Here is a 23,045-nt window from a genome sequence, read left to right as displayed (position 1 = left end):
TTAATAAATCATTGATGACAGCCTTAGAACAAGAAATGGCCCTCCAGAAAAAGAAATTTGCCGCTACAATAGAGCAGATTAGGACGCGCAATTTCATGAGGAATCTGCCATTTCTGATCTTGTCAGATAAATTACCTGAAGGCCAGGGTTTTTATGAATATGCAGATGGGCATATAGAAATCCAGGAAGTCTATACTATAGGTGCCGATATCGAAACGAGGTTTATTCGTAATTTATCAGAAATAGAAGCAAAAGAGGTACGAGAAGACTTCAAACGTAAGAATGGAATTAACTAAACCCTTATTGCTTGTTGTTGGAGAAATGAATGAAAAACAAAATCTTGTAAAACATCTGTGAAATCTTGTAACAGCCATCCGGACAGCTTTATTGAAATTTGTGGTATCAATAACAAATAAAATTACTACCATGAAAAATCAAATATTCAATGTACCAACGATGAAAAGTGCACACTGCCAGGCTACCGTTACAAAAGCAATCGAAGCTGTAGAAGGAGCAGGTATTCAACATATAGGTCCTGGTACCGTAACAGTGACGCTGGCTTCAGATGACTTACAGGAAACCGTTTTTACTGCGATTGAAAAAGCAGGTTACAGGGTTCATCTCAACGAACAATAGTTATTACAACATAGCGAACATAGAAAAGGCTGCCTTAAAAGGCAGCCTTTTCTATGTTTTTCGAATCATTGTTGAGCTTTTAAAAATACCCTTATCCGTTCCGCTATCTCCACCACGTACTCTTCCAGTGCAAAGTGACCGGTAGGATAGAAATGCATTTCAGTGGCCGGGATGTCCTTTTTGAAAGCCAGGGCGCCGGGCTTCAGAAACACCGGGTCATTTTCTCCCCAAACGATCAGCACACTGGGGGCCAACTGACGTAAGGTTTGTTGCCATTTGGGATATTCCGCAATGTTGAACCGGTAATCGTATTTCAGTTTGTATTGGATCTCTTTATTACCGGGCCTGTCCATCAGCAGTTGATCGAGCTGGTAACTTTCCGGTGATACTTTTGTAGGATCGCTGACGCCGTGCAGGTATTCGAACTTCGTGTATTCCAGTTCGAATGCCTTGTAGACCAGCGCACGGGAAGCTTCCGTGTTTTCATCGATATTTTTCCGGTAGCTCTTCAGGATGTCACTCAGGCCTTCTGCGTAGATATTCCCGTTTTGTACGATCAGGTGTTCCAGGATAGCGGGATTGCGCTGGATGATCCGCAAGCCTACCGGCGCGCCATAGTCGAACAGATACATGCTGCATTTTTTCACGCCTTTCAGGGAAAGGAATTTCTCGATGTAACGGGAGTAGTTGTCGAAGGTATAATCAAATTCAGACATAGGCGGCATATCACTGAATCCGAAGCCCGGGTAGTCAGGCGCCAGTATGTGAAAATCATTTTTCAGCAGCGGGATGAGCGTCCTGAAATTGTGTGAAGAGGATGGAAATCCATGCAGCAGCAGGAGCGTAGGTTTGGTGGGATCGCCGGCTTCACGGTAAAAGATATTGATGCCGTCCACGTTAATGGTCCTGTGGTAGACGGGTGATGGCTCTTTGGTGGCGGCGGTGGCTGTATTGATCATAAAAATCAGGATTAAAAAGAATAGTGGGCGTTTCATGTGATGAGGTGTTTACTGACGGGAAACTTTTTGCTGGAGGAATGTTTTGATGGTAGCTGCAATTTCGTCCCCATGTGTTTCCAGCGCAAAGTGACCAGTGTCGAACAGGTGATATTGCAGGTTCTTTACGTCTTTCCTGTAAGCTTCGGCACCGGCTACCGGGAATATATAATCGTTTTTACCGTATACGATCAGCATTTCAGGATGGTGTGTGCGGAAGTATTCCTGCCATTGAGGGTACAAGGTCACGTTATGCTGGTAGTCGTGGAAGAGCTGGAGCTGTATGCGGTCATTACCGGGGCATGAGAGGTGGCGCAGGTCATGTTCCCAGTTATCCGGACTTACGAGAGCGGTGTCGGATACGCCATGGATGTATTGCCATTTCAGGCCGTCGATGCTGTGAAACCCTTCCAGTGTACGTTCTGCCACTTTATTGTTTTTGTCTTTCCAGTATTCTTTGATAGGGTCCCAGAATTGTTCCAGTCCTTCATCGTAGGCGCAACCGTTTTGTACGATCAGGGTATCGATTTTTTCAGGATGGGCGGTGGCGATGCGGAATCCTACCGGTGCGCCGTAATCCATCAGGTAAAGGCTGTAGCGGTTAAGGCCCAGCTGGTCCAGCAGTCCCTGTACAATATTGGCAAAGCTGTCGAAGGAGTAGTTGAAGTCGGCCATATGTGGCTGGGCGCTTCTGCCGAAACCTGGGTAGTCTGGAGCGATCAGGTGGTAGTCGGCGGCAAGCTGCTGCATCAGGTTGCGGTACATATGGGACGAGGTGGGGTAGCCATGTAATAATACCAGGGCTGGTTTACCTGGCTGGCCAGCTTCTCTGTAGAAGATCTCGATTCCATTAACGAAGGTGATATTATGTCTTACGGTGTTCATTTTACTTGGATTTTATGATGATGATTATGTTTATTACCGAACGTTCGGTAAAATTATGAAGAAAAAAATATTTACTCGTTGACGAAAAGCAGTTTCAGATCGGTGAGGGCCTTATGAAAATGGGATGGATCGCCCAATCCCCTGGCCAGCACGAGGCTTCCCTGCACAAGGATAAGTGACTGTCTGGCTTTGGCCTTGGCCTGCGCGGCTGTAAAGCCTTGTTCAACGCCGAGGGCGGTGAAGGCATCTATCCACAACTGCATCGCTTTGCCGATTTCATCGCCCAATACCACCAGTCCGGAATCGAGGGAGAGAGCATTGAGGATACAGCTCTTATCACCATTGTGGTACAGTTGCCTGATATGCTGTACGGCCCGCTGCAGTTTAGTGGCCGGCGCCACGCCTTTTTCCGTCAGCACCAGGTACAGGTTGTCCTTTATCCATTCATATACAAAACGGAGCACCATAATGGCGATCTCGTTCTTCCCACCGGGAAACCGGTGGTAGAGACTTGCCTTTTGCAAGCCAGAGGCCTGGGCCAGGTCGTTGAGACTGGCGCCTTCAAATCCTTTGGATTGCAGCACCGACATCAGTCCTTCTATCAGCCGGGCATCATCTATTTTTTGTGGTCTCATGGAACAAAGGTAGGCGAATATTTTATATTACCAAACGTTCGGTAAAATAATTTTTTATTGGCATATGGCCGGGAAGGGTATCACCTGGATGGATAAACGACAAAACCCGTCAGGGACTGGCGCAAGTCCTCCCGGTATTTAAATTGGAAGAAAATAATATATATTTACCCGGATATTTTTCAAAGCTATAACGGTGATGACTATATCCTTGCCTATGGATTGTCTGGAGTAAATAATTAAACCGATTATGCCTGCTACTGATTTTACTAAAGAACTTGCGGCCCTGATTAAAGCGCGTTTCCCTATCATCTATGTTGTTACCTGGGAAGAAAAGCGATTTGTTGACACCGTAAAAACAATGTTACAAGATACTGCCCTGTTTAGTAAACCCAGACCTGTATGGGAATGGACCGTAGTGGATGGTTATGTCAAGAACAACAGGCTGGAGAAAGGGGATGTGAAAACACCTATGCGGGCATTGGAGTTCGCGGACGAACTGGAGGAAGACGGTGTACTCATCCTAAAAGACATGTATGCACAACTGGCCAACCCCAACTGTGAGCAGAACATCATCCGTAAGTTAAAAGACCTGGTTTGGCGTATCAAGGAAGGCGACTGGCTGAAAACAGTGATCATTACCGGTCATGATAAATTTATTCCGGATGCTTTGCAGAAAGAGATACTTATCAAGGAGTTCGCGCTGCCAACCGCGGATGAAATCCAGAAAGTATTACTCAACCTGGTGGAGCAGAACAGGCAGAACCAACGCCTGCGTTTCGACCTGAATGCCAATAATGCAGTGGCCCGCTTATGTGAGGCAGCCTGTGGACTTACCCTTAATGAAGCAGAAAATGCCTTTGCCCTGTCGATGGTGAATGACGGGGTGTTGGATATTCATGACATCAGCACCATCGCAGAAGAAAAGAAACAGATCATTCACCGCAATGGTTTGCTGGAATTCAGTATGCCCAAACTGAAGATGGGAGACATAGGCGGATTGGAGAACCTGAAGAAGTGGCTGGAAAAACGGGCCGACAGCTGGTCTGAACAAGCCAGGAAATATAATATCCCGGCACCCCGTGGTGTCCTGATCACTGGTTTGCCAGGTTGTGGTAAAAGTTTAACAGCGAAAACAGTCAGCACTTCCTGGAATGTGCCCCTGCTGAGATTAGACATGGGCGCAGTATTCAGCGGTCTCGTTGGCAGCAGCGAACGTAATATGCGCACTGTTATTCAAACGGCAGAATCGATGGCGCCCTGTGTGCTGTGGATAGATGAAATAGAGAAGGCGTTTTCAGGCGTTGGCTCATCGGGTGACAGCGGCACCGCCACCCGCTTATTCGGTACTTTCCTCACCTGGATGCAGGAGAAGGAAAAGTTTGTCTTTGTAGTGGCTACTGCCAACAATATCGATTTCCTGCCACCGGAGCTGATGCGTAAAGGTCGTTTTGATGAAATATTTTTTGTCGATCTTCCTACCAGGGCGGAAAGAAAGATCATTATAGATATCCACCTGAAGAAACGGCTGACCCACCCGGAGGTACTGGGCAACCTGAAACTGGATGACAGTTTTATTGATCCATTGGTGGAGAGAACGGAAGGCTTTACCGGGGCGGAAATTGAACAGGTGGTGATCAGTGGCCTGTTTGAGGCATTCTCTGAAAACAGGCCTATCGTCATGGAAGATTTTATTACTGCCATTGAAAATACCGTTCCGCTGGTAGTGACGCAGTCGGAGAAGATCCGTGCCATCAGGGAATGGGCGAATGTTCGCGCGGTATCTGCTACTTCTGTCAGCCATAAAGTACCCAATAATCAACCTGTGAGCAGCGATCCTAAAAAGCCTGATGAAGAGGCTTCCAGAGGCGGCCGCAGCATAGAATTCTAAAATCTGTTTCCATGAGCGTAAGATTTGATATAAGACCCCTGATCACATTGGGAGAAACCCAATGGAATGAGTCAGTCCAGAAAAAAGAAGCCTTCTCTATTCAGACAAATATGAAGAGTGAAGGGCTGATCAGAAATACTCTGACAAAGTTGTACAAGGCGAAGATCAATGGTAAAGGGAATGTCTTCGAAACCGTGATATACGGCTGCCAGCTTGTGTTTCAAATGAATGGTTCCGGTTTTTACGAGGTACAGTATTTCTATGATGTGGAATCCGGAGATGTAAGGGCACTGGTGGATGATATACAGGCCGAATACAAGGGCATGGTGCAGGACTACGTGTACAATACCATAAAAGCGAAAGCGGAAGAAAAAGGACTGGTATTGGAACAGGAAGCCGTTCAGAAGAACCAGTCTATTGTATTAACATTTAATTTGAATGGCTGATGTCAACAGAGCGAAAATTGATCATCTCGATAGATAAAGACGGAAATGTGACCGCCGAAATAAATGGCGTTAAAGGTTCGTCTTGTAAGGACTATACGAAGTTAGTGGAACAAATCATTGAAGGGCAGATCATCAATGAAACCCTGACCTCCGAGTATTACGAACAGGAGGTTAAAACAGACGACCGATCACATCTTTCAAATAATCTCTAGTATGTCTTTAAAACGACTATGGGGCGTACTGCTGGGTATTGTTACCGGCGTTATCCCATTTATAGATACCCTGACCGCCACATTTTTCGCGTACCGCCTGCAAAAGAAGAAGTGGGTGCTTGTGCATGCGATCAATGCGGGTGTGATGCTGGTGGCGATTATCGCCACGAATATGGTCGCAAAGCAGGACAAGCCTATTAAAAAAGCTTTTCCGCCTGCTTTTCAGGAAAACCTGCAAACGGTGATCGTGAGACGCAGCACGCCGGTTGACTCGGTGGAGATGGAAACGATCTTACGGCAGGTTTTAAAGAACACGGCCGACCAACTGATACAACAGGATAAAAAACATGAGCTTAAGCTGCAAAACGCGCGGAATGGCAGTTTATCTGAAAAGCCCCAGGCTGCATTTCATAAAATCAGCCAGTATTGCTACGAGGATTATTTGAATAAAACAAAAGGAGGAACGGGCCAGGGCAGGTATGATGTAACATTCGACGGTAATAAGTTGATGGGCGACCGGCAGTTGGCTGGTGACGTAGATAGTTTTGTTGGTTTATATCTGGAGGCTGAAGGAGGAGCTGTTTCGGGTTTGATTGGAGGGGTACTGCTTATTTGCTATTTTATTGGTATGGTGGGAAGTATCGCCAACGGAGCTAATTTGTTTATCAATCCGGCTGAAGCAACAGTTACAAACACCGCCCGTACAACCGCAAATGAAGACAGCGTGCGCCGGTCTTTCGATCGTCAGCCGCAGGAACAGAGAAGAGACGAACCAGCGCCGCAGCCGCTACCACAGCGCACCCCACCGCCATTGCCACAAGAAACTGCCGCACCGGTGATGGTAAATGTAAATATCGCCGAAGAAGAGGAACTGATGCAGTTGCGCGGGATTAACCGGATATTGGCAAAGACGATCGTTTCAGAGAGAAAGAATGGTGGTGATTTTATGGATTTAAATGATCTGAAAAAACGCCTGGAACTCTCCTTTGAGCAGGCCGAAAGGATAAAGGGCAATGTAGATTTCGATGCTCCGAAAAGAGGCGGAGGAAGAGTGATTGAATTTTAACATCAGCATATATGTTTGGAAAACGGTTAGGCGGTTTATTATTGGGCTTCGTTTTAGGCGTCATTCCTTTGCTCAATGCACTCATATGTGTTGTGATGTCTTTTGTGCAAAAAAGAAGACGTCTGGGAATTCTCTTTATCGTTTTGGGTGGGGCCACTATTGGGTCATTGATTGGTATTAGTAACGTTGATAAGCAGCGAAAGCTATTAAATGAACAATGGGAACCGGCCTTTTACCGCAGGCTGGAGTCGACAAACATGCCGCCTGACGTGATGTCCGACAGGGATAAGTTTGCAAGTGAAGTGCGCAGTGTGCTGGATACGGTAACCAAAGAGCTAATACAGCAGCATAGCGAAGTAAAAGATCTTTTTAAAACAGGAAGGGACGGGAAAATCAGTATTGATAACGATGTCTGGTATTTTTACGAAGGAGCCTACCGAAATATCTACGTGTTTTACCGGAACAGGGTAGAAAAAGAAACAGAAGGCAGAAGAGGGAGAAACATACGTAATATTCCTTTCGGTGAAACCCAGGAGGAGCGGGAGTACACCAGGAAACAGATGGGTGCGTACTTTAAAGAGGCTATAGATGATAAACTGAAAGCCAGGGAAATGGCCTTTAATGCGCTATTCGCATTGGGCTTTATATGCAGTCTGATTGGCAGTATCGCCCTGGGATGGCATGCATTTGCGCCGGCAGAAGATCAGCCTGTACGCATCAACCCGCCTCGTTTCGACCTCGGATACAATTCCATCATGATCCCCTACGATAATGTCATTCCTGATGTGAATATAAATACTGCCGGTGAGAATGAATTATCAGGATTGCCTGGTGTCAACCTGATACTGGCGAAAGCAATAATAGCCGAGCGGACAAGGAACGGGTATTTTATTGATGTTTTTGATTTGGAACAAAGAATGGGATTTAGCCAGGAGCAGACAGGCAACCTGATGCTGAACACGTCGTTTGAAGTAAATATGGCGGGTAATCAACAGCAAAGGGCACCTGAAAGAAGAGAAGCGCCAGAGAAGAAAGATGATAAAGGAAAAGACATGGGAACAGGTAAGGGAAGGAGAATAGAATTTTAACAAATGGCACTGTATATAAATGCTTTTATCCCGGTAACCGCTGCAGAAGGACCGGGGCTTCGTGCCTGCCTTTGGGTGCAGGGCTGCTCCATCAGATGTGAGGACTGTATGGTGCCACATACCTGGGACCGCAGCAAAGGAAAGGCAACAGATCCGTCGGCGTTGTTGCAAATACTTGCGGAAACACCGGACATTGAAGGCCTCACTGTCTTAGGCGGTGAGCCCATGGACCAGGCGGCAGCACTGCTGCCGTTCCTGCAGGAGGTGAAGGCAATGGGACTGTCGCTGATGCTTTTCAGTGGCTATACGAAAGAAGCCATACTGGAAAGCGGTTGCCTGCATAAAGCCGCTATCATCGCGCTCTGCGATATTTTTGTGGACGGACCTTATGTAAAAGCATTGACCAGTTTTGAACGCCCGTGGGTGGGCTCCGGTAACCAGCGTATTTTCTTCCAGACAGAACGGTATAAACATTTAGAAAATAACCTGCATACCATCAAGAATAAGGTCGAGGTGCGTATCGGGGAAGATGGCATTATCGCCATCAACGGGATGATGCCGAAGGAGAAATTCCTGGAGCTCCGGCATTCATTGAAGAACATTTAATTTATTGTAATTTATCGTGGAAAAGATAACCAAAACACCTCAATAGCATAGGGTTTAAGATGGAAGTTCAGTTTTACAAGCCGTTTGATGAGACTTTGAAGAAATATATGGAGGGCATTCAAATCCAAAGTCGGAGCTTGTGGCGGCGAGTGATGTTACCAGCAGCTGCCACAAACTACTTCAGAAAATCTCCGTCCACGATCAATAGTTTAACCCCTGATTCCGTACTGGACCGATGATTGCTCAGATCATCAGAAACGACATAAGTCATGCCTTGATGCAATACAAACGCTTCTCCATTGTCCATTTCGCTGACAAAGCTGCCTTCCAGGCAATGAACAATATGTCCCTTTTGGCACCAATGATCAGCCAGGTAGCCGGGAGAGTAGGTCACAATGCGTATGCGCAAACCCGGCAGTTGAAGCGTTTGCCATAAAGCTTCGCCGGTAGTGCCGGGATGTGTGGTGGGAGCGATGGCGCTCCAGTCGATACACTGAAATGGATGTTTCATGCTTATAAAAATACGAAAGTCCGGCTGATCTGCAATTGCGCTTAAAAACACTTTTTCGTCTCCTTTTTTCTAAAAATACCAGCTTGATAATATAACGAAACCTCAAAACGCCCATTTCGTCCCGGAATCGTGCTGTTCATCCCATTCCGGGAGCGCTCTTAACTGCAGACGCTATTATTGTTCCGGTTTCAAACTCATACTTTATGCGTTCATTTATTATCGTAACAATTTGCCTGATGGCTGTCGGCGCTACAGCCCAGCACCGGGTTATCGCGCTCAGGAACTATTTTGATACGATCTCCGCCCATCAACTTTATGATGGTAACATCCTGCTGGCAGAGAATGGACGTAAGGTATATGCTTTTTCAGGTGGATATGCTAATTATGCCCAGCAACAGCGGAATACGGAGCAATCGCATTTTAACCTTGCGTCTATATCCAAAGTGTTCACTGCTACAGCTATCCTGCGGTTAAAAGACAAAGGAAAGCTAAAGCTGGAAGATGAAGTCAGCAGGTATCTTCCCGGTTTTCCCTTTCCCGGCGTTACACTGCGTCACTTGTTAACACATACTTCGGGTCTGCCTAACCTGGAGCTGTTTGAAGAAGTAGTGAAACAATATCCTGATACGATCATCACTAATGTTGCCGTGTTGCCTTTGTTAAAACAATGGAAAAAAGGGCTGTATTTCAAACCAGGAGACGAATTCAGGTATTGTAATACCAACTTCAATGTGTTGGCTTTGATTATCGAAAAGGTTTCCGGACTTGATTTTCCTACATACATGGAGAAATATATTTTTAGACCGGCGGGTATGAAAAACACTTATGTATTTCGTGTCAACCAGATTGAAGACTCTTTGTTGGTAAAACAACAGGTGAAACCAACCTTCTATGATACTGCCTGGCTGCAGGCGGATAAAGTGGCACGTTACCGGTATACAGAATATAACAACAGCGGTAGTGTTGGATCTTCCAATATAATCACTACAACGGAGGATATGTTGAATTTCGATAACGCTTTTTTTAGTGGTGAGCTATTGTCGCCTGCTACTGTAGAAGAAGCGATTACCCCGGTTAAGTTAAACGATGGAAAAACGTATGAAGCGCATATGGATACGATGTTGGGAGAGGGCGTTGGGCAATATGGCCTTGGCTGGGAAATATTTAACATGCCTGGTTATGGAAAGGGAGTGGGGCATGGAGGGTTCAAATTCGGACTGGCCACTTTCTACTATCACAACTTAAACAGTAAACAGGTGATCATTGCTTTTATGAATGGTAATAGTTCGCTCGGTGATAATGTAACCTCCTGTTTGTATATGCTGAATGGCAAGCCAGCCATTCCTTTGTTTTTAAAGAAGTCTGCTGTCCGTGAATATGCCAGGGCATTGATGGTGCAGGGAGCAGACAATGCCGCCTGCATGTTGCACCTTTGTATGGCCGACAGTACCCACTATTACTTTAATACCAGGGAAATGAACTTTCTGGGATATGATTTCCTGTACCAGTCCAAAGCCAGGGAACACCTGCAATGGTCATTGGAAACATTTAAGCTGAATACGTTCCTCCAGCCGGCCGATTTCAATACCTATGACAGTTATGGCGAAGCGTTGCTGGAAGCAGGACATCGGGAAGATGCGATAAGAATGTACAGAAAGTCTCTGGAACTTAATCCCAACAGCAAAGATGGAATAAAGGCGATGAAGAAACTGGGACTGATGTAGCCGTCTTTTATCAATCTTCTTTAGCGATCAGTGCTGCACTTTTTCCGGTAATTCTTTTCTTATGCTTTAATCCCCAGTTCCCCAGTACGGATACTACTTCTTTCACCGTCATGCCGTATTCGGTAGGTAGATATTCCACTACTACCGGTGTCAGATCTGCTTTTACTTCTCTTCTTACCAACTCATTCAGCTCAAGGGATTTTAGTTCTGCTGATAATACCCTGGCTGAAATACCTGTTATGGCCCGCTGTAATTCGTTGAAACGATGGTAGCCGCTCACCACGGCAGTAATGATACGGAGCTTCCATTTGCCACCCAGTACGTACATCGCATCTTCCACCGCAGCCAGTCGGGCGGCGCATTCCGTCTGTTTTAACTCTGCTTTCTTCATGTGCTTAATTGGGTTAAATAACATATAGGTTACTACTAACCTTTTGTTTACTACTAACCTTTTATTAGCGAATGTAGGTAGTTTTGACGCATCAAACTGCAAGAGAAATGAAAAAAATACTGCACATTATTTCAAGCCCGAGAACGGATGCCTCCATCAGCAGGAAATTGGGAAATGCTATAGTGGAGAAGATAAAAGAAAAATACGCAGACTGCATCGTGACAGTACGGGACCTGGCTAAAAATCCGCCGCCGCACCTGGACGAATCTCACATCAATTCCTTTTTTACACCCGAAGAAAATCGTACAGCCGAACAGCTGGATAATATCAGGTATTCAGACGATGCGATTAAGGAACTAATGGATGCCGATATCCTTGTCGTAGAAACCCCGATGTATAATTTCACCATCACCTCTACGCTGAAGGCATATTTCGATCATATTACAAGAGCGGGGATAACATTTAAGTATACCGGAAAAGGATTGCTGCCGGAAGGTTTGTTGAAAGATAAGTTGGTGTATATAGCTACCACTTCAGGCGGGGTTTATTCGGAAGGTGAACTGAAAGACTACGATTTCACAGAACCGTATGTGCGTTCCTTTCTTAGTTTAATAGGAATCACGATTGCAGGTGTTTTCAGAGCCGAAGGCCAGGCCATTATAGGGCCGGAAGCGGCGCTTGAAAATGGAATGGGGAGTATTGCGATAGCGGTATAAGAATGACGATTCCGGGGAATACTACTCACTAACTACAAACAATAAAGGCATCGCGGGAGCGATGCCTTTATTGTTTGTAGGGATATACTAAGGGAATTAAAAGGACAGATTAGATCCCAAAGGAACCTGCGGGAGTTGTCGATTTGTTCACTTTCCAATAGGAATGGTGAATTCCTAATCAAAGAGTATCACTCCGTTAAAGATAGAAATAATGTGAGAATGTATTTTATTTGAGATATGGCTTGGAAAAAGAAAAAGACAAACCTATTTTAGTGCCTGTCGAATTAATTAATAATATTCCGCGTGTCAAGTATCCATCACAATATTACCCGGGTGGCATCAGCCATTTTTAGCTATATTTAGCTACGGAAAATATCTATATCGCCTTGTTAGACAATAGCATATATAATGACAGTGAACTATTATCCCTTGTTGCCTCCGGGGATCAGAGAGCTTTTACAAAGATCGTGGCGCATTACACACCAATTATTTACAAGCAACTCCTTATATATATAAAGAGCGCCCCCCAGGCGGAGGAATTTACACAAGACATTTTTATCAGCATATGGCGGAACAGGGAGAAATTGCATGACATGAGTAATTTTGCAGGCTATTTGTATGTTATCACACGTAATAAAATACATATGGCTTTCCGTGAAAAATTACGTGTCAGAGAGGCCCCTCTTGAAGATACATTGCAAACACTCCTCAATGGCCCGGAATCCGCTCTTGAATTACAGGAATTGAGCAGAGGGCTTGACCGTGCTATCGCAATGCTTCCGGCCAGGCGACAGGAGGTATTTAAGCTCAGCCGGATGGAAAATATGACCTATGAGGAAATTGCCTGTCAACTACAGATCAGTAAAAGCGCCGTCCGGCAGCATATCATTGAAGCGCTTGTTTTCCTCAGATATTACCTCAGAGAAGAAATGGGGGTAATTGTTAGTGTGGCTATCAGTATGATACTGACCAGGTCAATTTTTTTTTTATGATGACCTGACCTCTTCTTAAAAAAATGCATTTATATATAAGATGGCAAATAAACCGCTTGAGTTTTATATTGACCGCTATATCGCTGGAACGATTACCAGGGATGAATGGGAGGAGTTGCGTGCACTTCTGGATCAACCGGAGTATAAGCAATTATTGGAGGAACTGATTGATCGTCAATTGTTGGAGGCGGAAGCGGATACGGATGCTTTTCCTGCTGTGACTGAACGGGTGGTAAGGTCGGTGCAATCAGCCATGGATGACAGCCCAAGGGAGCCGGTTATAGTTTTTCGTCGTAATTCTTTTTTACGACGTTGGGGATGGGCTGCCGCTGCGCTGGTCATGGTGCTTGGACTCGGTACTTACGTTTGGCTTTATCGGCCGTCAAAGCCGGATATGCCCCGGGAACAGGCGATAGCCGATATAACGCCGGGCTCCAATGAAGCTAAACTTACTCTTGCTGACGGATCTACTATTACGCTGGACAGCGCCGGCAACCGGGTGATGCGGCAGGGGGTGGCGGCTGTGCGGCAGCAGGGAGGCAGCTTACACTACGAAGCGAAAGGAGATGGTACGACTATCACTTATAATACGCTCTCCACCGCTCGCGGACGACAATTCCAGCTGGTATTATCGGATGGGACGAAAGTTTGGCTGAATGCCGCCAGCTCGATCCGGTATCCAACAACATTTACCCGCGGAGAACGGAAAGTGGAAGTGAGCGGCGAAGCCTATTTCGAGGTAACAGCAAACGCCCGCCAGCCATTTGTGGTTAGCGTAAACACTACCAACATACAGGTACTGGGCACTGCCTTCAATGTGAACGCTTACCCGGACGAAGCCAGTCTGTGCGCCACCCTGGTTTCGGGCTTGATAAAGGTAACGACTGATAAGGGGAGCCACCTGTTGCAGCCAGGTAAGAAGGCGGCTGTATTATCTGATGGCAGCGCTGTGATCTCAACCGCAGATATAAAGGCAGTTACTGCCTGGAAGAATGGAAAATTCTGGTTTGAAAATGCCGATATTCAAACAGTGATGCGGCAGCTGGAAAGATGGTATGATGTTCAGGTCAGTTATGAGGGCGCAATTAGCCGGGAGCTTTTCAGCGGTGGTATAGAACGTAGTTTGCCATTATCTAAAGTGCTCTCCATATTGGCGCGAAATGACATAAGATACAGGATTGAAGGACGAACAGTTATTATATACTGATGACCTTTGAGCAGTCAAACGGCGGAATGGAAGCAGAAACGATTATTCAATGTTATGGCCTGCTGTTCCGGATCAGATGCCTGATCAGGGATGTCAAACAATACATAGGTCTGGAAGAATGCCAGGCAGTTAGCGCAATTGAATTCTTTAACCATTTTAACTCATCACGTATGAAAGTAACAAAAGTAACATTAATGAAGTTAACCCATGGAATCACCTGGTGGGGTAATACAGGGGAACTATTGTTTTGAAATGAAATAGTCAGGATAGTAATGTCAACCAAAAAATACCTATCCAGGAAAATCTGAGACAGTGAACGCTTTCCAGTATAGCAGGCCAACTATGATTGTTGCCTGAACAAAAATTCATTAATCAAAATCTATGTTATGTTTTTTTCTTTGCAGCGTCTGCGCAAAGGGGGCGCCCCATGCCTTTCCACTAAAATCAAGATGATCATGAGATTGCAGATCATCTTCCTCTTCTTCGCCTTACAAGTAGGTGCGACGGGTTATTCACAACAGTTCAGCTTTACTGGCAGTAATGTACCATTGGCAACTGTTTTTTCTGAGATCAATAAACAAACAGACTATGTTGTTTTTTATAAGAACAGCTTGTTGGCGCATACCAAACCGGTCACGCTCAGTGTCCGTGATATGGAGGTAGAACAAGTGTTAAAGATAGTGTTGACGGGGCAGGGACTTACCTATACGATCGACAATAAAACAATTTCAATTGAGCCTGTAACAAGCCCTGCTCCATCCTCTTCTTCCGTCCAGGATACCACGATAGATCAAACCATCACTATTACAGGTAAAGTAACGGACGATACCGGCATGCCCATACCAGGGGCTACAGTTAAGGTGAAGGGAACAAAGAACGGAACAACTGCAGATGGAGGAGGAAAATTCAGGCTGCAACAGGTGCCCAGGGGCTCGTTGCTGGTGATCAGCTCAATAGGATATACGCAACAGGAAATGCCGGTAACCGGCCAGAAGGTCATCAACATAATGATCCGCCGTTCTTCCAACCAGCTGGGCGAAACAGTAGTGGTAGCCTTTGGCAAACAGAAAAAAGCTGACCTGGTGGGTGCCGTCACCACCATTAATCCCAGCGAACTGAAAGTGCCGGCCAGTAATCTTACCACGGCCCTGGCAGGCCGTATTGCCGGTGTAATTGCTTACCAGCGCAGCGGCGAGCCGGGGAAGGACAATGCAGATTTCTTCATTCGCGGCGTTACCACCTTTGGTTACAAAAAAGACCCGCTTATTCTGATAGACGGTATAGAACTTACCGTTACCGATCTTGCACGCCTGCAGACAGACGATATTGCCAGTTTCTCCATCATGAAAGATGCCACTGCCACCTCCCTTTATGGGAGCCGTGCGGCAAATGGCGTGATCCTGGTGACCACCAAGGAAGGTAAAGAAGGGAAGGCCGCTATCACCCTGCGGTTGGAAAATTCCGTCTCCGCACCTACCCGAAATATAGCGCTGGCCGACCCCATCACCTATATGCGGCTGAACAACGAAGCTGTACTGACACGGGATCCGCTGGGACAGCTGCCTTACACAGACCAGAAAATAGACAATACCATAGCCGGCATAAACCCCTATATGTACCCTGCTACCGACTGGCGAAAGGAGCTCTTTAAATCCTATACCACTAACCAGCGTGCAAACCTGAATGTGAGCGGCGGAGGCAGCGTCGCACGTTATTATGTTGCAGGTTCCATCAATCAGGATAACGGTATTCTCAATGTAGACCACCGCAACAATTTCAACAGCAACATAAATCTGAAAAGCTATACCCTGCGCTCGAATGTAAATGTGCAGGTGACTAAATTCACCAAAATGACCGTACGCCTCAGCGGCTCTTTCGACGATTACACCGGCCCTATAGATGGTGGCGCGGACCTCTATAAGAAAGTGATGCGCACGAACCCTGTGTATTTCCCTGCCTATTATCCGGTGGATGACGAACATCGCTATGTACAGCATATTATGTTCGGTAATTATGACGATGGTAGCGGTACCTTCCTCCTGAACCCCTATGCAGATATGGTAAAAGGGTACAAGGACTACTCCCGTTCTATGATGGCAGCCCAGTTCGAGATACGACAGGATCTCTCCCCCCTTATCCAGGGCCTTGATTTCAGGACCATGCTGAACGTGAACAGGAATGCCTATTTCGATGTAACCCGCGCGTATATCCCTTTTTGGTACCAGGCCAGTTCCTACGACAAAATAAAGAACACTTATAAGCTGCAGCTGCTGAATGAAGAAACTGGTACGGAATATCTCAATTACAAGCCGGGAGACAAGACGGTCAACTCCAGCTTTTACATGGAATCCGCCCTCAACTATAACCGTACCTTCAATAAAGATCATAAGTTTAACGGCCTCCTGGTGTTCATGGTGCGCAATAGCCTCACCGGCAACGCCGCAGACCTGCAGGCTTCGCTGCCTTTCCGGAATGTAGGCCTGGCAGGCCGTGGTACTTACTCTTACGGCAGCAGGTATTATGTAGAGCTTAATTTTGGATATAACGGGTCGGAGCGCTTTCATGAATCCCACCGCTGGGGTTTCTTCCCCTCTGCGGGAATAGCATGGAGCGTCTCCAATGAAAAGTTCTGGGAACCGTTCAAAAACACCATCACCAACCTGCGCTTCCGCGCTACTTATGGTTTGTCCGGCAATGACGCCATTGGTGACCAGAATGACCGCTTCTTCTACCTCTCCAATGTGAATATGAACGATGCCTCCAAAGGCGCCGTCTTTGGCCGCGAAAACGGCTATTCAAGACCAGGCATCTCCCTTTCCAGGTATTCAAATCCCAATATCAGCTGGGAAACGGCAAAAAAAGCAAACCTGGGCATTGAGGTAGGACTGTTCGGTAAACTGGATGTACAGGTGGAGCTATATATGGAACACCGCACCAACATCCTGATGACGCGTAATGCCACACCGGCTACCATGGGGCTTTCCGCCCAACCCAAGGCCAATGTGGGCGCTGCTCAGGGCAAGGGCATGGATATTTCTTTCGATTATAATCACTCGATTAAAAAGGACCTGTGGTTGCAGGGCCGCGCCAACTTCACCTACGCAACCAGCAAATTCACGGTGTATGAAGAACCATCTTTCGATGGTGCTCCCTGGAAGCGGCATGTGAACTATCCCATCTCCCAGCAATGGGGATACATTGCCGACCGCCTTTTTGTGGATGACGCGGAAGTCGCCAAATCGCCCAGGCAAAACTTTGGCGAATACGGCGGCGGCGATATCAAGTATCATGATGTGAACGGCGACGGACAGATCACGGAGCTGGACGAAGTACCTATCGGCTACCCGACCACACCCGAGATAACTTATGGCTTCGGCTTTTCGGTAGGATACAAACGGTTTGATGTCTCCGCCTTTTTCCAGGGGCTGGCAAGGGAATCATTCTGGATCGATGTCGAGGGCACTGCACCGTTCGTTGCCAACCCGAATGAAACCGGCAAGCAGCAGAACCAACTGTTACAGGCTTATGCAGACAATCACTGGTCCGAAGAGAACCGCAATCTCTATGCCCTGTGGCCCCGGCTGAGCACTACCAGTATCGGCAATAACAATAACTCGAAGCGAAGCACCTGGTTTATGCGCAATGGTACATTCATACGCCTGAAACAAGTGGAAATAGGCTATACCGTGAGACCCCGCAATTACATCAGAAGCCTGCGCATCTATTTCAACGGCACCAACCTGCTCTCCTGGAGCAAATTTAAACTGTGGGACGTGGAAATGGCAGGTAACGGTCTCGGCTACCCGGTACAACGTGTATTCAATATGGGCGTACTGGCCACCTTTTAAACCCAGAGCTTTTATCTTAACAGAACAACAATGAAAAAGATCATCTGCATACTATGTATTATCATCTCAACACTATTTAGCAGCTGCAGGAAATTCCTGGATATTGTGCCTGATAATGTGGCCACTATCGACAATGCTTTCCGTTTGCGCTCCACGGCAGAACGGTTCCTGTTCACCTGCTATTCCTATATGCCCGCCACCGGGGATTTTGCAGGTAATCCTGCCTTCGCTGCCGGCGATGAATGCTGGCTGCCTGTTACTTATACCTCCAATGCCTGGCAGATAGCACGCGGCAATCAGAATGTGGTGAACTCCTATATGAACTACTGGCAGGGCAAGAATGGTGGCAAAAATCTCTACGAAGGCATCCGCCAGTGCAATATCTTCCTGGAGAACATTGACCGTGTGCCTGACATGGGAAGCGAAGAGAAACAGCGCTGGATCGCGGAGGCAAAATTTCTGAAAGCCTATTATCATTTCTGGCTGTTCCAGATGTACGGACCTATCCCGCTTGTAAAAGTGAATATTCCCGTGAGCGCTGGTGAAGATGAAGTCTATCCCGTACGGGAACCGGTAGATTCCTGTGTGAATTACATTGCGCAGCTCATGGGCGAAGCAGCTCTCAATCTGCCGGACAAGATCACGAACGAAACAACTGAACTGGGGCGCATTACAAAAGCTATTGCCGTTTCCATCAAAGCCTATGTGCTGGTGGTGGCCGCCAGCCCCCTGTTCAACGGTAACCCGGACCATGCAGGGTTTAAAGGCCCCGACGGGCAACTGCTTTTTTCTAACAGTGCTGATCCTCAAAAGTGGACGCGCGCTGCCGCCGCCTGTAAAGAGGCGATAGATCTCTGCGAATCACAGGGGTACCGCCTGTACACCTTTAATCCACAGTTCTTCCCGTATAAGATATCGGATACCACCCGGATTGAAATGAGTATCAGGAATGCGGTCTGTGAAAAATGGAATGCAGAGATCATATGGGGCAATACAAACAGTTTGGTGTCCAGTATGCAGGCCGGCGCAACACCCCGCGGCCTGGACCCTGTCAGAGTCGGTAACGGCTCCCTCAGCGGTAATATTGCGCCCACGCTCAAGATAGCAGAAATGTTCTACAGCAATCACGGGGTGCCTATCACGGAAGATAAGACATGGGACTATGCAGGGCGCTTTAAGCTGCGTACCGGTACACGCGCCTACCGTTATGATCTCCAGGAAGGATATCAGACAGTAGCCCTGCATTTTGACCGGGAACCCCGCTTCTATGCCAGCCTGGGCTTTGATGGCGGCATCTGGTACGGACAGGGCCTGTTCAACGACAAAGCCAATCTCTTTTTCGTATCCTGTAAAAAAGGACAGCCAGCCAGCGCCCAGAACCAGTCTGCCTATTCCGTAACCGGCTACTGGCCTAAAAAACTGGTGAACTTCAACAACGTGATCGGAGACGGCACCACGTATACCATACAGGCCTATCCATGGCCTATCCTGCGCCTGGCTAACCTCTACCTGCTGTATGCGGAGGCCCTCAATGAAGCAGAGGGGCCCGGTGCCGAAGTGTATAAATACATGAACCTGGTCCGCGAGCGGGCCGGTCTGCCTACCGTAGAAAATGCCTGGACCAACTACTCCCGCACGCCCACCAAATTCACCACCAAAGAAGGCATGCGGGATATCATACAGCGGGAACGCCAGATAGAACTTGCTTTTGAAGGGCAACGCTTCTGGGACCTCCGCAGGTGGAAGAAGGCCGTGGAAGAACAGAATAAGCCTGTCAGCGGCTGGGATGTGGCGCAGGAAGATGCGGCGGCCTATTACAGGGAGAAAGTGATCTTTAACCAGACATTCACTACGCGCGACTACCTGTGGCCACTGCCGGAATCCGAACTGATGAGCAATAAAAAAATGAACCAGAACCCAGGTTGGTGATAACCCCCATAATCATTTCAAAACGCATTACTCATGAACAAACATATCTTGCTCTCTATTATCTCCATATGGCTGTTGTACTGTAATAGCTGTAAGGAAGACAAAATGAGCCCTCTCAACAATGACCAGGCGCCGGCGCCGGTAAGCAACGTGGTTGTGGAAAGTACTCCGGGAGGCGCAAAGATCAGCTATATGCGGCCGAAGGACAATGACCTGTTATACGTAAAAGCTGTTTATACCATCCGTTCCGGTGTGGAAAGGGAAGTAAAGGTATCCTATTACCTGAACAGCCTCAGTGTTGACGGGTTCCCGGATACCGCCAGCTATACTGTTAATCTGTATGCCGTTAGTCGGGGCGAGAAAGTGTCCGCTCCTGTTGCGGTGCAGGTAAAGCCGCTTACACCACCTGTAAAAGAGACTTTCAGATCGCTGTCCATAGGCGCCACGTTTGGGGGCGCCAGGGTCCGTTTTGTAAATAACGCCGAAGCTGACCTGGCGATCTGTGTGCTGACCGAGGACGCTACGGGCGATCTCATACCAGCAGAAACCTACTACACGAAAAGAAAAGAGGGCGTGTTCGCTGCCAGGGGCTTCAATACGCAGAAAAGAAAATTCGCCGCATTCGTAAGGGACCGCTGGAATAATCATTCCGATACCCTGTATGCGGAGCTGACGCCCCTCTTTGAGCAAAAGCTCGAAAAATCGAAGTTCAGGGAAGTAGACCTGCCAACTGATACTTACCAGGCACATATGGGCAAGATACCTAACCTCTGGGACGACAAATTGGGTAAGAGTGGCGACCGCATATTTCATACAAAGCCCGGGTCCGGACTTCCACAATGGTTCACTTTTGATATGGGCGTAACAGCCACACTGAGCCGTTTAAAGCTGCATCACCGGGATGGTGGTACTGACGGTCCTTATACCGGCGGCGATCCGAAGATATACGAGATATGGGGCTGCAATAACCCTGCTGCCAACGGCAGCTGGGACGGCTGGACACTGCTGATGCGCTGTGAGTCCATCAAACCTTCCAATGCGCCAGACGGCACTGTAACCACAGAAGATAAACAGTTTGCCACCGTTGAAGGAGAAGACTTTGATTTCCCGCCAGACATTCCGCCGGTGCGGTACCTACGCTTCAAAACGCTGAAAGTCTGGGGCGCCCTGGACCATATGTACATCGCGGAGCTCACTTTCTGGGGAAATCCACAGTGATAACGCAAACGCATATACTTGAATATCTGATCATAAACAGAACAACATGAAATTCCGCGTATATAAAACAAGCTGCTTTTATTTGTGCCTGGCTGTTACAATATGTTGCATCCTGGCGGCCTGCAGCAAAATGGATGCTACCTATCGTCCATTCATAGAGAACGGAGAGATACATTATGCCGGCGCCGTCGATTCCATAAAGGTCTTCCCGGGAAAGAACCGGATCATGCTCTCCTGGATTATTGCTGACCCGCAGGTAAACAAAGTGCGGATCTACTGGAATAACAAAAGCGATTCCCTCGAAATGGCCATAAAAAGAGTACATGAAATAGATACCGTGAAAGTGATACTGCCGGATATGCGGGAAGGCGCCTATTCATTCGATATCTATGCGTATGACGATCAGGGCAACAGATCTGTGAGGGTCAGCACTACAGGACAGGTGTATGGTGAGCGGTACATTAGTTCCCTGCTGGCAAGGCCGGTTAAAAGTGCCCTTTTCTCCAATGGCAGGGTATCCATTACCTGGGGCAGCGCTGATATGCATGTAACTGCCACCAGGGTAAAGTACACGGATGCCGCCGGCACCGTACGTAATGTAACTGTGCCTGTCGATTCTGCCACCACCATGCTTGACAATTATGATTTTAATGCGCATGGCACATTTGAATATGCCACCTTGTATATGCCGGATAGCACCGCCATTGATACCTTTTATTCCGCCTACGAAACAGTAAAGGTGAAAGGGCCGCCCCAGGAATACGCGAAGACCGGCTGGACGGCTACTGCCTCTGACTATGACGAATCGTCCAATCGCGGGCCCGGGAATGCCATAGATAACAACGTTGCCACAGTATGGCAAATGTCAAAAGCAGCAGGGCTGACCTATCCGCATACCATTACTGTTAATATGGGAGCCACCAATTCTGCATACGGCTTCACATTTGTACAACGCAGCCCGCTGGATGGTCCTATAAAACTGATCGAAATAGAGGTAAGTACGGACAACAACAACTGGATCCCGCTGGGTGCATTTACCCTGGCGCCAATTGCCGACAAGCAATACGTGGAACTGACGGAAGCCGTTACTTTCCAGTATTTCCGGGTCATTGTGAAATCCGATCACAAGAATTCTAACTTCTCCGCATTGGCAGAAGTTGGCGTATATAAAAGGTAAGAGAAATCACTCAATAAAACTCAGGCACGAAGATAGTAGCAGGAATGCGGAGAGATTGCCAGGCCTGTAGGGTTAGACAGTACAAGATTATTTTGACATTCCGTTTTTAATTAAATAAGATTAAAGGCATCGCAAGAGCGGTGCCTTTTTTTCGCCCACTACTTCTTATATACGCTCCGGGTATGGCCATGCTAGGGTGCTGAGGTAGGGAGGTAATTGCCACGGATTCCACTTGGGTAGATTCAAAAGGATTGAAACCCTTTTTTAACTCATCAGCTATAACAGAGATTAAATCGGCTGCAATTTGTTCACGCCTGTGGAGGTTCTTTTTTTATTCAGTCCCCAGCTATCTTTAAAACGCTCCATCTCGCCTGTTTCAGGATTTCTGTAATGAAAATGAACATACCATTCTTTGGGGCCGCGGTAAAGTTCAGGGTAAGTATAAGGTAATGTTTCTGTTTGGGTTAACTTTTTCGACATACGCATTCTGATTTTTTGTCTCAAATCAGTAAGTTTTGGGGGCGTATGCTTGGCAGAAAATTTGGCAGAAATTTGTTTTTCTTCAGCACTGGCTGAAAAAGAAAATGGAGAGCCCGCGCCAGCGCAGCTCTCCATTGATTGATTGTGTACCCCAGATGGGAGTTGAACCCACACTCGCATTGCTGCGAACGGGATTTTAAGTCCCGCGTGTCTACCAATTCCACCACCAGGGTATCAAGGTGTAAAACCTGGAGCGGAAGACCGGGCTCGAACCGGCCACCCCGACCTTGGCAAGGTCGTGCTCTACCAAATGAGCTACTTCCGCAGGTTGTCTAATATAAGAACTTTTTCAACGCTTTAGCAATGGCTTTTTTCGTTGGGACTGCAAAGATAGT

22 protein-coding genes and 2 tRNA genes are annotated in these 23,045 nt (G+C 47.2%); 16 read left to right on the top strand and 8 right to left on the bottom strand.

Annotated elements, in window-relative coordinates; genetic code table 11:
- Nucleotides 1-14: 14 nt before the first annotated feature.
- Nucleotides 15-296, top strand: a complete 282-nt coding sequence (locus HHL17_RS27780) for a hypothetical protein (protein ID WP_169228086.1) — start codon at nucleotides 15-17, stop codon at nucleotides 294-296.
- A gap of 130 nt (nucleotides 297-426) precedes the next feature.
- Entirely contained in the window at nucleotides 427-636 is a 210-nt protein-coding gene (locus HHL17_RS27775) for a heavy-metal-associated domain-containing protein (protein ID WP_169228085.1), read from the top strand.
- 65 nt (nucleotides 637-701) lie between these two features.
- On the opposite strand, the gene HHL17_RS27770 is transcribed toward HHL17_RS27775, so the two are convergent.
- From HHL17_RS27770 to HHL17_RS27760, 3 genes are all read right to left on the bottom strand, one after another.
- The gene (locus HHL17_RS27770; protein ID WP_206156191.1) at nucleotides 702-1,631 is read right to left on the bottom strand and encodes an alpha/beta fold hydrolase; all 930 of its coding nucleotides are present in this window, start codon (nucleotides 1,629-1,631) and stop codon (nucleotides 702-704) included.
- 12 nt (nucleotides 1,632-1,643) lie between these two features.
- Nucleotides 1,644-2,516: an alpha/beta fold hydrolase gene (locus tag HHL17_RS27765; protein ID WP_169228084.1), complete on the bottom strand. Its 873-nt coding sequence runs from the start codon at nucleotides 2,514-2,516 to the stop codon at nucleotides 1,644-1,646.
- A gap of 71 nt (nucleotides 2,517-2,587) precedes the next feature.
- Nucleotides 2,588-3,151 carry a TetR/AcrR family transcriptional regulator gene (locus tag HHL17_RS27760; RefSeq protein WP_169228083.1) on the bottom strand — a complete coding sequence of 188 codons (564 nt, stop codon included), beginning with the start codon at nucleotides 3,149-3,151 and terminating at the stop codon, nucleotides 2,588-2,590.
- Nucleotides 3,152-3,509: 358 nt separating this feature from the next.
- Here HHL17_RS27760 and HHL17_RS27755 point away from each other — a divergent pair, with 358 nt between their 5' ends.
- Genes HHL17_RS27755 through HHL17_RS27730 form a run of 6 tightly spaced genes read left to right on the top strand, consistent with a single transcriptional unit; the run spans nucleotide 3,510 to nucleotide 8,457 of the window.
- Nucleotides 3,510-5,039 (top strand): AAA family ATPase, encoded by a 1,530-nt coding sequence (locus HHL17_RS27755; RefSeq protein ID WP_206156190.1) that lies wholly within the window; start codon nucleotides 3,510-3,512, stop codon nucleotides 5,037-5,039.
- Nucleotides 5,040-5,050: 11 nt separating this feature from the next.
- A complete protein-coding gene (locus HHL17_RS27750) occupies nucleotides 5,051-5,485 on the top strand; it encodes a hypothetical protein (protein WP_169228081.1) in 435 nt (144 codons plus the stop codon).
- The gene (locus HHL17_RS33990; protein WP_394353302.1) at nucleotides 5,485-5,697 is read left to right on the top strand and encodes a DUF2997 domain-containing protein; all 213 of its coding nucleotides are present in this window, start codon (nucleotides 5,485-5,487) and stop codon (nucleotides 5,695-5,697) included. The genes HHL17_RS27750 and HHL17_RS33990 overlap by 1 nt, the downstream gene beginning before the upstream one ends.
- A gap of 1 nt (nucleotide 5,698) precedes the next feature.
- Nucleotides 5,699-6,763: a ComEA family DNA-binding protein gene (locus tag HHL17_RS27740; RefSeq protein ID WP_169228079.1), complete on the top strand. Its 1,065-nt coding sequence runs from the start codon at nucleotides 5,699-5,701 to the stop codon at nucleotides 6,761-6,763.
- 11 nt (nucleotides 6,764-6,774) lie between these two features.
- Nucleotides 6,775-7,851 (top strand): ComEA family DNA-binding protein, encoded by a 1,077-nt coding sequence (locus tag HHL17_RS27735; protein ID WP_169228078.1) that lies wholly within the window; start codon nucleotides 6,775-6,777, stop codon nucleotides 7,849-7,851.
- Nucleotides 7,852-7,854: 3 nt separating this feature from the next.
- Entirely contained in the window at nucleotides 7,855-8,457 is a 603-nt protein-coding gene (locus HHL17_RS27730) for a 4Fe-4S single cluster domain-containing protein (RefSeq protein WP_169228077.1), read from the top strand.
- A gap of 175 nt (nucleotides 8,458-8,632) precedes the next feature.
- Here HHL17_RS27730 and HHL17_RS27725 read toward each other — a convergent pair whose 3' ends face one another.
- Nucleotides 8,633-8,968, bottom strand: a complete 336-nt coding sequence (locus HHL17_RS27725) for a DHCW motif cupin fold protein (RefSeq protein ID WP_169228076.1) — start codon at nucleotides 8,966-8,968, stop codon at nucleotides 8,633-8,635.
- A 203-nt stretch (nucleotides 8,969-9,171) separates the two neighbouring features.
- Between HHL17_RS27725 and HHL17_RS27720 the strand changes: the two genes are divergently transcribed.
- Nucleotides 9,172-10,692 carry a serine hydrolase domain-containing protein gene (locus HHL17_RS27720; protein ID WP_169228075.1) on the top strand — a complete coding sequence of 507 codons (1,521 nt, stop codon included), beginning with the start codon at nucleotides 9,172-9,174 and terminating at the stop codon, nucleotides 10,690-10,692.
- A 10-nt stretch (nucleotides 10,693-10,702) separates the two neighbouring features.
- Here HHL17_RS27720 and HHL17_RS27715 read toward each other — a convergent pair whose 3' ends face one another.
- Entirely contained in the window at nucleotides 10,703-11,083 is a 381-nt protein-coding gene (locus tag HHL17_RS27715) for a winged helix-turn-helix transcriptional regulator (RefSeq protein WP_169228074.1), read from the bottom strand.
- 107 nt (nucleotides 11,084-11,190) lie between these two features.
- Here HHL17_RS27715 and HHL17_RS27710 point away from each other — a divergent pair, with 107 nt between their 5' ends.
- From HHL17_RS27710 to HHL17_RS27680, 7 genes are all read left to right on the top strand, one after another.
- Nucleotides 11,191-11,799: an FMN-dependent NADH-azoreductase gene (locus HHL17_RS27710; RefSeq protein ID WP_169228073.1), complete on the top strand. Its 609-nt coding sequence runs from the start codon at nucleotides 11,191-11,193 to the stop codon at nucleotides 11,797-11,799.
- A 386-nt stretch (nucleotides 11,800-12,185) separates the two neighbouring features.
- The gene (locus tag HHL17_RS27705) at nucleotides 12,186-12,791 is read left to right on the top strand and encodes an RNA polymerase sigma factor (RefSeq protein ID WP_169228072.1); all 606 of its coding nucleotides are present in this window, start codon (nucleotides 12,186-12,188) and stop codon (nucleotides 12,789-12,791) included.
- A gap of 40 nt (nucleotides 12,792-12,831) precedes the next feature.
- Nucleotides 12,832-13,998 (top strand): FecR family protein, encoded by a 1,167-nt coding sequence (locus HHL17_RS27700; RefSeq protein ID WP_169228071.1) that lies wholly within the window; start codon nucleotides 12,832-12,834, stop codon nucleotides 13,996-13,998.
- A 455-nt stretch (nucleotides 13,999-14,453) separates the two neighbouring features.
- A complete protein-coding gene (locus tag HHL17_RS27695) occupies nucleotides 14,454-17,846 on the top strand; it encodes a TonB-dependent receptor (protein WP_169228070.1) in 3,393 nt (1,130 codons plus the stop codon).
- A gap of 30 nt (nucleotides 17,847-17,876) precedes the next feature.
- Complete coding sequence (locus HHL17_RS27690; RefSeq protein ID WP_169228069.1) at nucleotides 17,877-19,775, top strand: RagB/SusD family nutrient uptake outer membrane protein; 1,899 nt, start codon at nucleotides 17,877-17,879, stop codon at nucleotides 19,773-19,775.
- Nucleotides 19,776-19,808: 33 nt separating this feature from the next.
- Complete coding sequence (locus HHL17_RS27685) at nucleotides 19,809-20,993, top strand: DUF5000 domain-containing lipoprotein (protein ID WP_169228068.1); 1,185 nt, start codon at nucleotides 19,809-19,811, stop codon at nucleotides 20,991-20,993.
- Nucleotides 20,994-21,039: 46 nt separating this feature from the next.
- Nucleotides 21,040-22,170, top strand: coding sequence for a DUF4998 domain-containing protein (locus tag HHL17_RS27680; RefSeq protein WP_169228067.1), 1,131 nt, complete (start codon nucleotides 21,040-21,042; stop codon nucleotides 22,168-22,170).
- A 288-nt stretch (nucleotides 22,171-22,458) separates the two neighbouring features.
- Here HHL17_RS27680 and HHL17_RS27675 read toward each other — a convergent pair whose 3' ends face one another.
- The 3 genes from HHL17_RS27675 to HHL17_RS27665 form a co-directional block, all read right to left on the bottom strand.
- Complete coding sequence (locus tag HHL17_RS27675) at nucleotides 22,459-22,785, bottom strand: hypothetical protein (protein ID WP_169228066.1); 327 nt, start codon at nucleotides 22,783-22,785, stop codon at nucleotides 22,459-22,461.
- A 12-nt stretch (nucleotides 22,786-22,797) separates the two neighbouring features.
- Nucleotides 22,798-22,883, bottom strand: a tRNA-Leu gene (locus HHL17_RS27670).
- Between the two features lie 16 nt (nucleotides 22,884-22,899).
- Nucleotides 22,900-22,975 (bottom strand) — tRNA-Gly (locus HHL17_RS27665).
- Nucleotides 22,976-23,045 lie beyond the last annotated feature (70 nt).

The sequence above is a fragment of the Chitinophaga fulva genome (assembly GCF_012927205.1).
In the GTDB taxonomy this organism is placed as follows: domain Bacteria; phylum Bacteroidota; class Bacteroidia; order Chitinophagales; family Chitinophagaceae; genus Chitinophaga; species Chitinophaga fulva.
Note: the sequence above shows the minus strand (reverse complement) of the source record. Positions and strands in the feature narration are given on the sequence as shown.

Coding starts and splice junctions, on each gene's coding strand:
- HHL17_RS27780 (WP_169228086.1), top strand. CDS start 15: ATGACAGCCTTAGAACAAGAAATGGCCCTCCAGAAAAAGAAATTTGCC.
- HHL17_RS27775 (WP_169228085.1), top strand. CDS start 427: ATGAAAAATCAAATATTCAATGTACCAACGATGAAAAGTGCACACTGC.
- HHL17_RS27770 (WP_206156191.1), bottom strand. CDS start 1,631: ATGAAACGCCCACTATTCTTTTTAATCCTGATTTTTATGATCAATACA.
- HHL17_RS27765 (WP_169228084.1), bottom strand. CDS start 2,516: ATGAACACCGTAAGACATAATATCACCTTCGTTAATGGAATCGAGATC.
- HHL17_RS27760 (WP_169228083.1), bottom strand. CDS start 3,151: ATGAGACCACAAAAAATAGATGATGCCCGGCTGATAGAAGGACTGATG.
- HHL17_RS27755 (WP_206156190.1), top strand. CDS start 3,510: ATGTTACAAGATACTGCCCTGTTTAGTAAACCCAGACCTGTATGGGAA.
- HHL17_RS27750 (WP_169228081.1), top strand. CDS start 5,051: ATGAGCGTAAGATTTGATATAAGACCCCTGATCACATTGGGAGAAACC.
- HHL17_RS33990 (WP_394353302.1), top strand. CDS start 5,485: ATGTCAACAGAGCGAAAATTGATCATCTCGATAGATAAAGACGGAAAT.
- HHL17_RS27740 (WP_169228079.1), top strand. CDS start 5,699: ATGTCTTTAAAACGACTATGGGGCGTACTGCTGGGTATTGTTACCGGC.
- HHL17_RS27735 (WP_169228078.1), top strand. CDS start 6,775: ATGTTTGGAAAACGGTTAGGCGGTTTATTATTGGGCTTCGTTTTAGGC.
- HHL17_RS27730 (WP_169228077.1), top strand. CDS start 7,855: ATGGCACTGTATATAAATGCTTTTATCCCGGTAACCGCTGCAGAAGGA.
- HHL17_RS27725 (WP_169228076.1), bottom strand. CDS start 8,968: ATGAAACATCCATTTCAGTGTATCGACTGGAGCGCCATCGCTCCCACC.
- HHL17_RS27720 (WP_169228075.1), top strand. CDS start 9,172: ATGCGTTCATTTATTATCGTAACAATTTGCCTGATGGCTGTCGGCGCT.
- HHL17_RS27715 (WP_169228074.1), bottom strand. CDS start 11,083: ATGAAGAAAGCAGAGTTAAAACAGACGGAATGCGCCGCCCGACTGGCT.
- HHL17_RS27710 (WP_169228073.1), top strand. CDS start 11,191: ATGAAAAAAATACTGCACATTATTTCAAGCCCGAGAACGGATGCCTCC.
- HHL17_RS27700 (WP_169228071.1), top strand. CDS start 12,832: ATGGCAAATAAACCGCTTGAGTTTTATATTGACCGCTATATCGCTGGA.
- HHL17_RS27695 (WP_169228070.1), top strand. CDS start 14,454: ATGAGATTGCAGATCATCTTCCTCTTCTTCGCCTTACAAGTAGGTGCG.
- HHL17_RS27690 (WP_169228069.1), top strand. CDS start 17,877: ATGAAAAAGATCATCTGCATACTATGTATTATCATCTCAACACTATTT.
- HHL17_RS27685 (WP_169228068.1), top strand. CDS start 19,809: ATGAACAAACATATCTTGCTCTCTATTATCTCCATATGGCTGTTGTAC.
- HHL17_RS27680 (WP_169228067.1), top strand. CDS start 21,040: ATGAAATTCCGCGTATATAAAACAAGCTGCTTTTATTTGTGCCTGGCT.
- HHL17_RS27675 (WP_169228066.1), bottom strand. CDS start 22,785: ATGGAGAGCTGCGCTGGCGCGGGCTCTCCATTTTCTTTTTCAGCCAGT.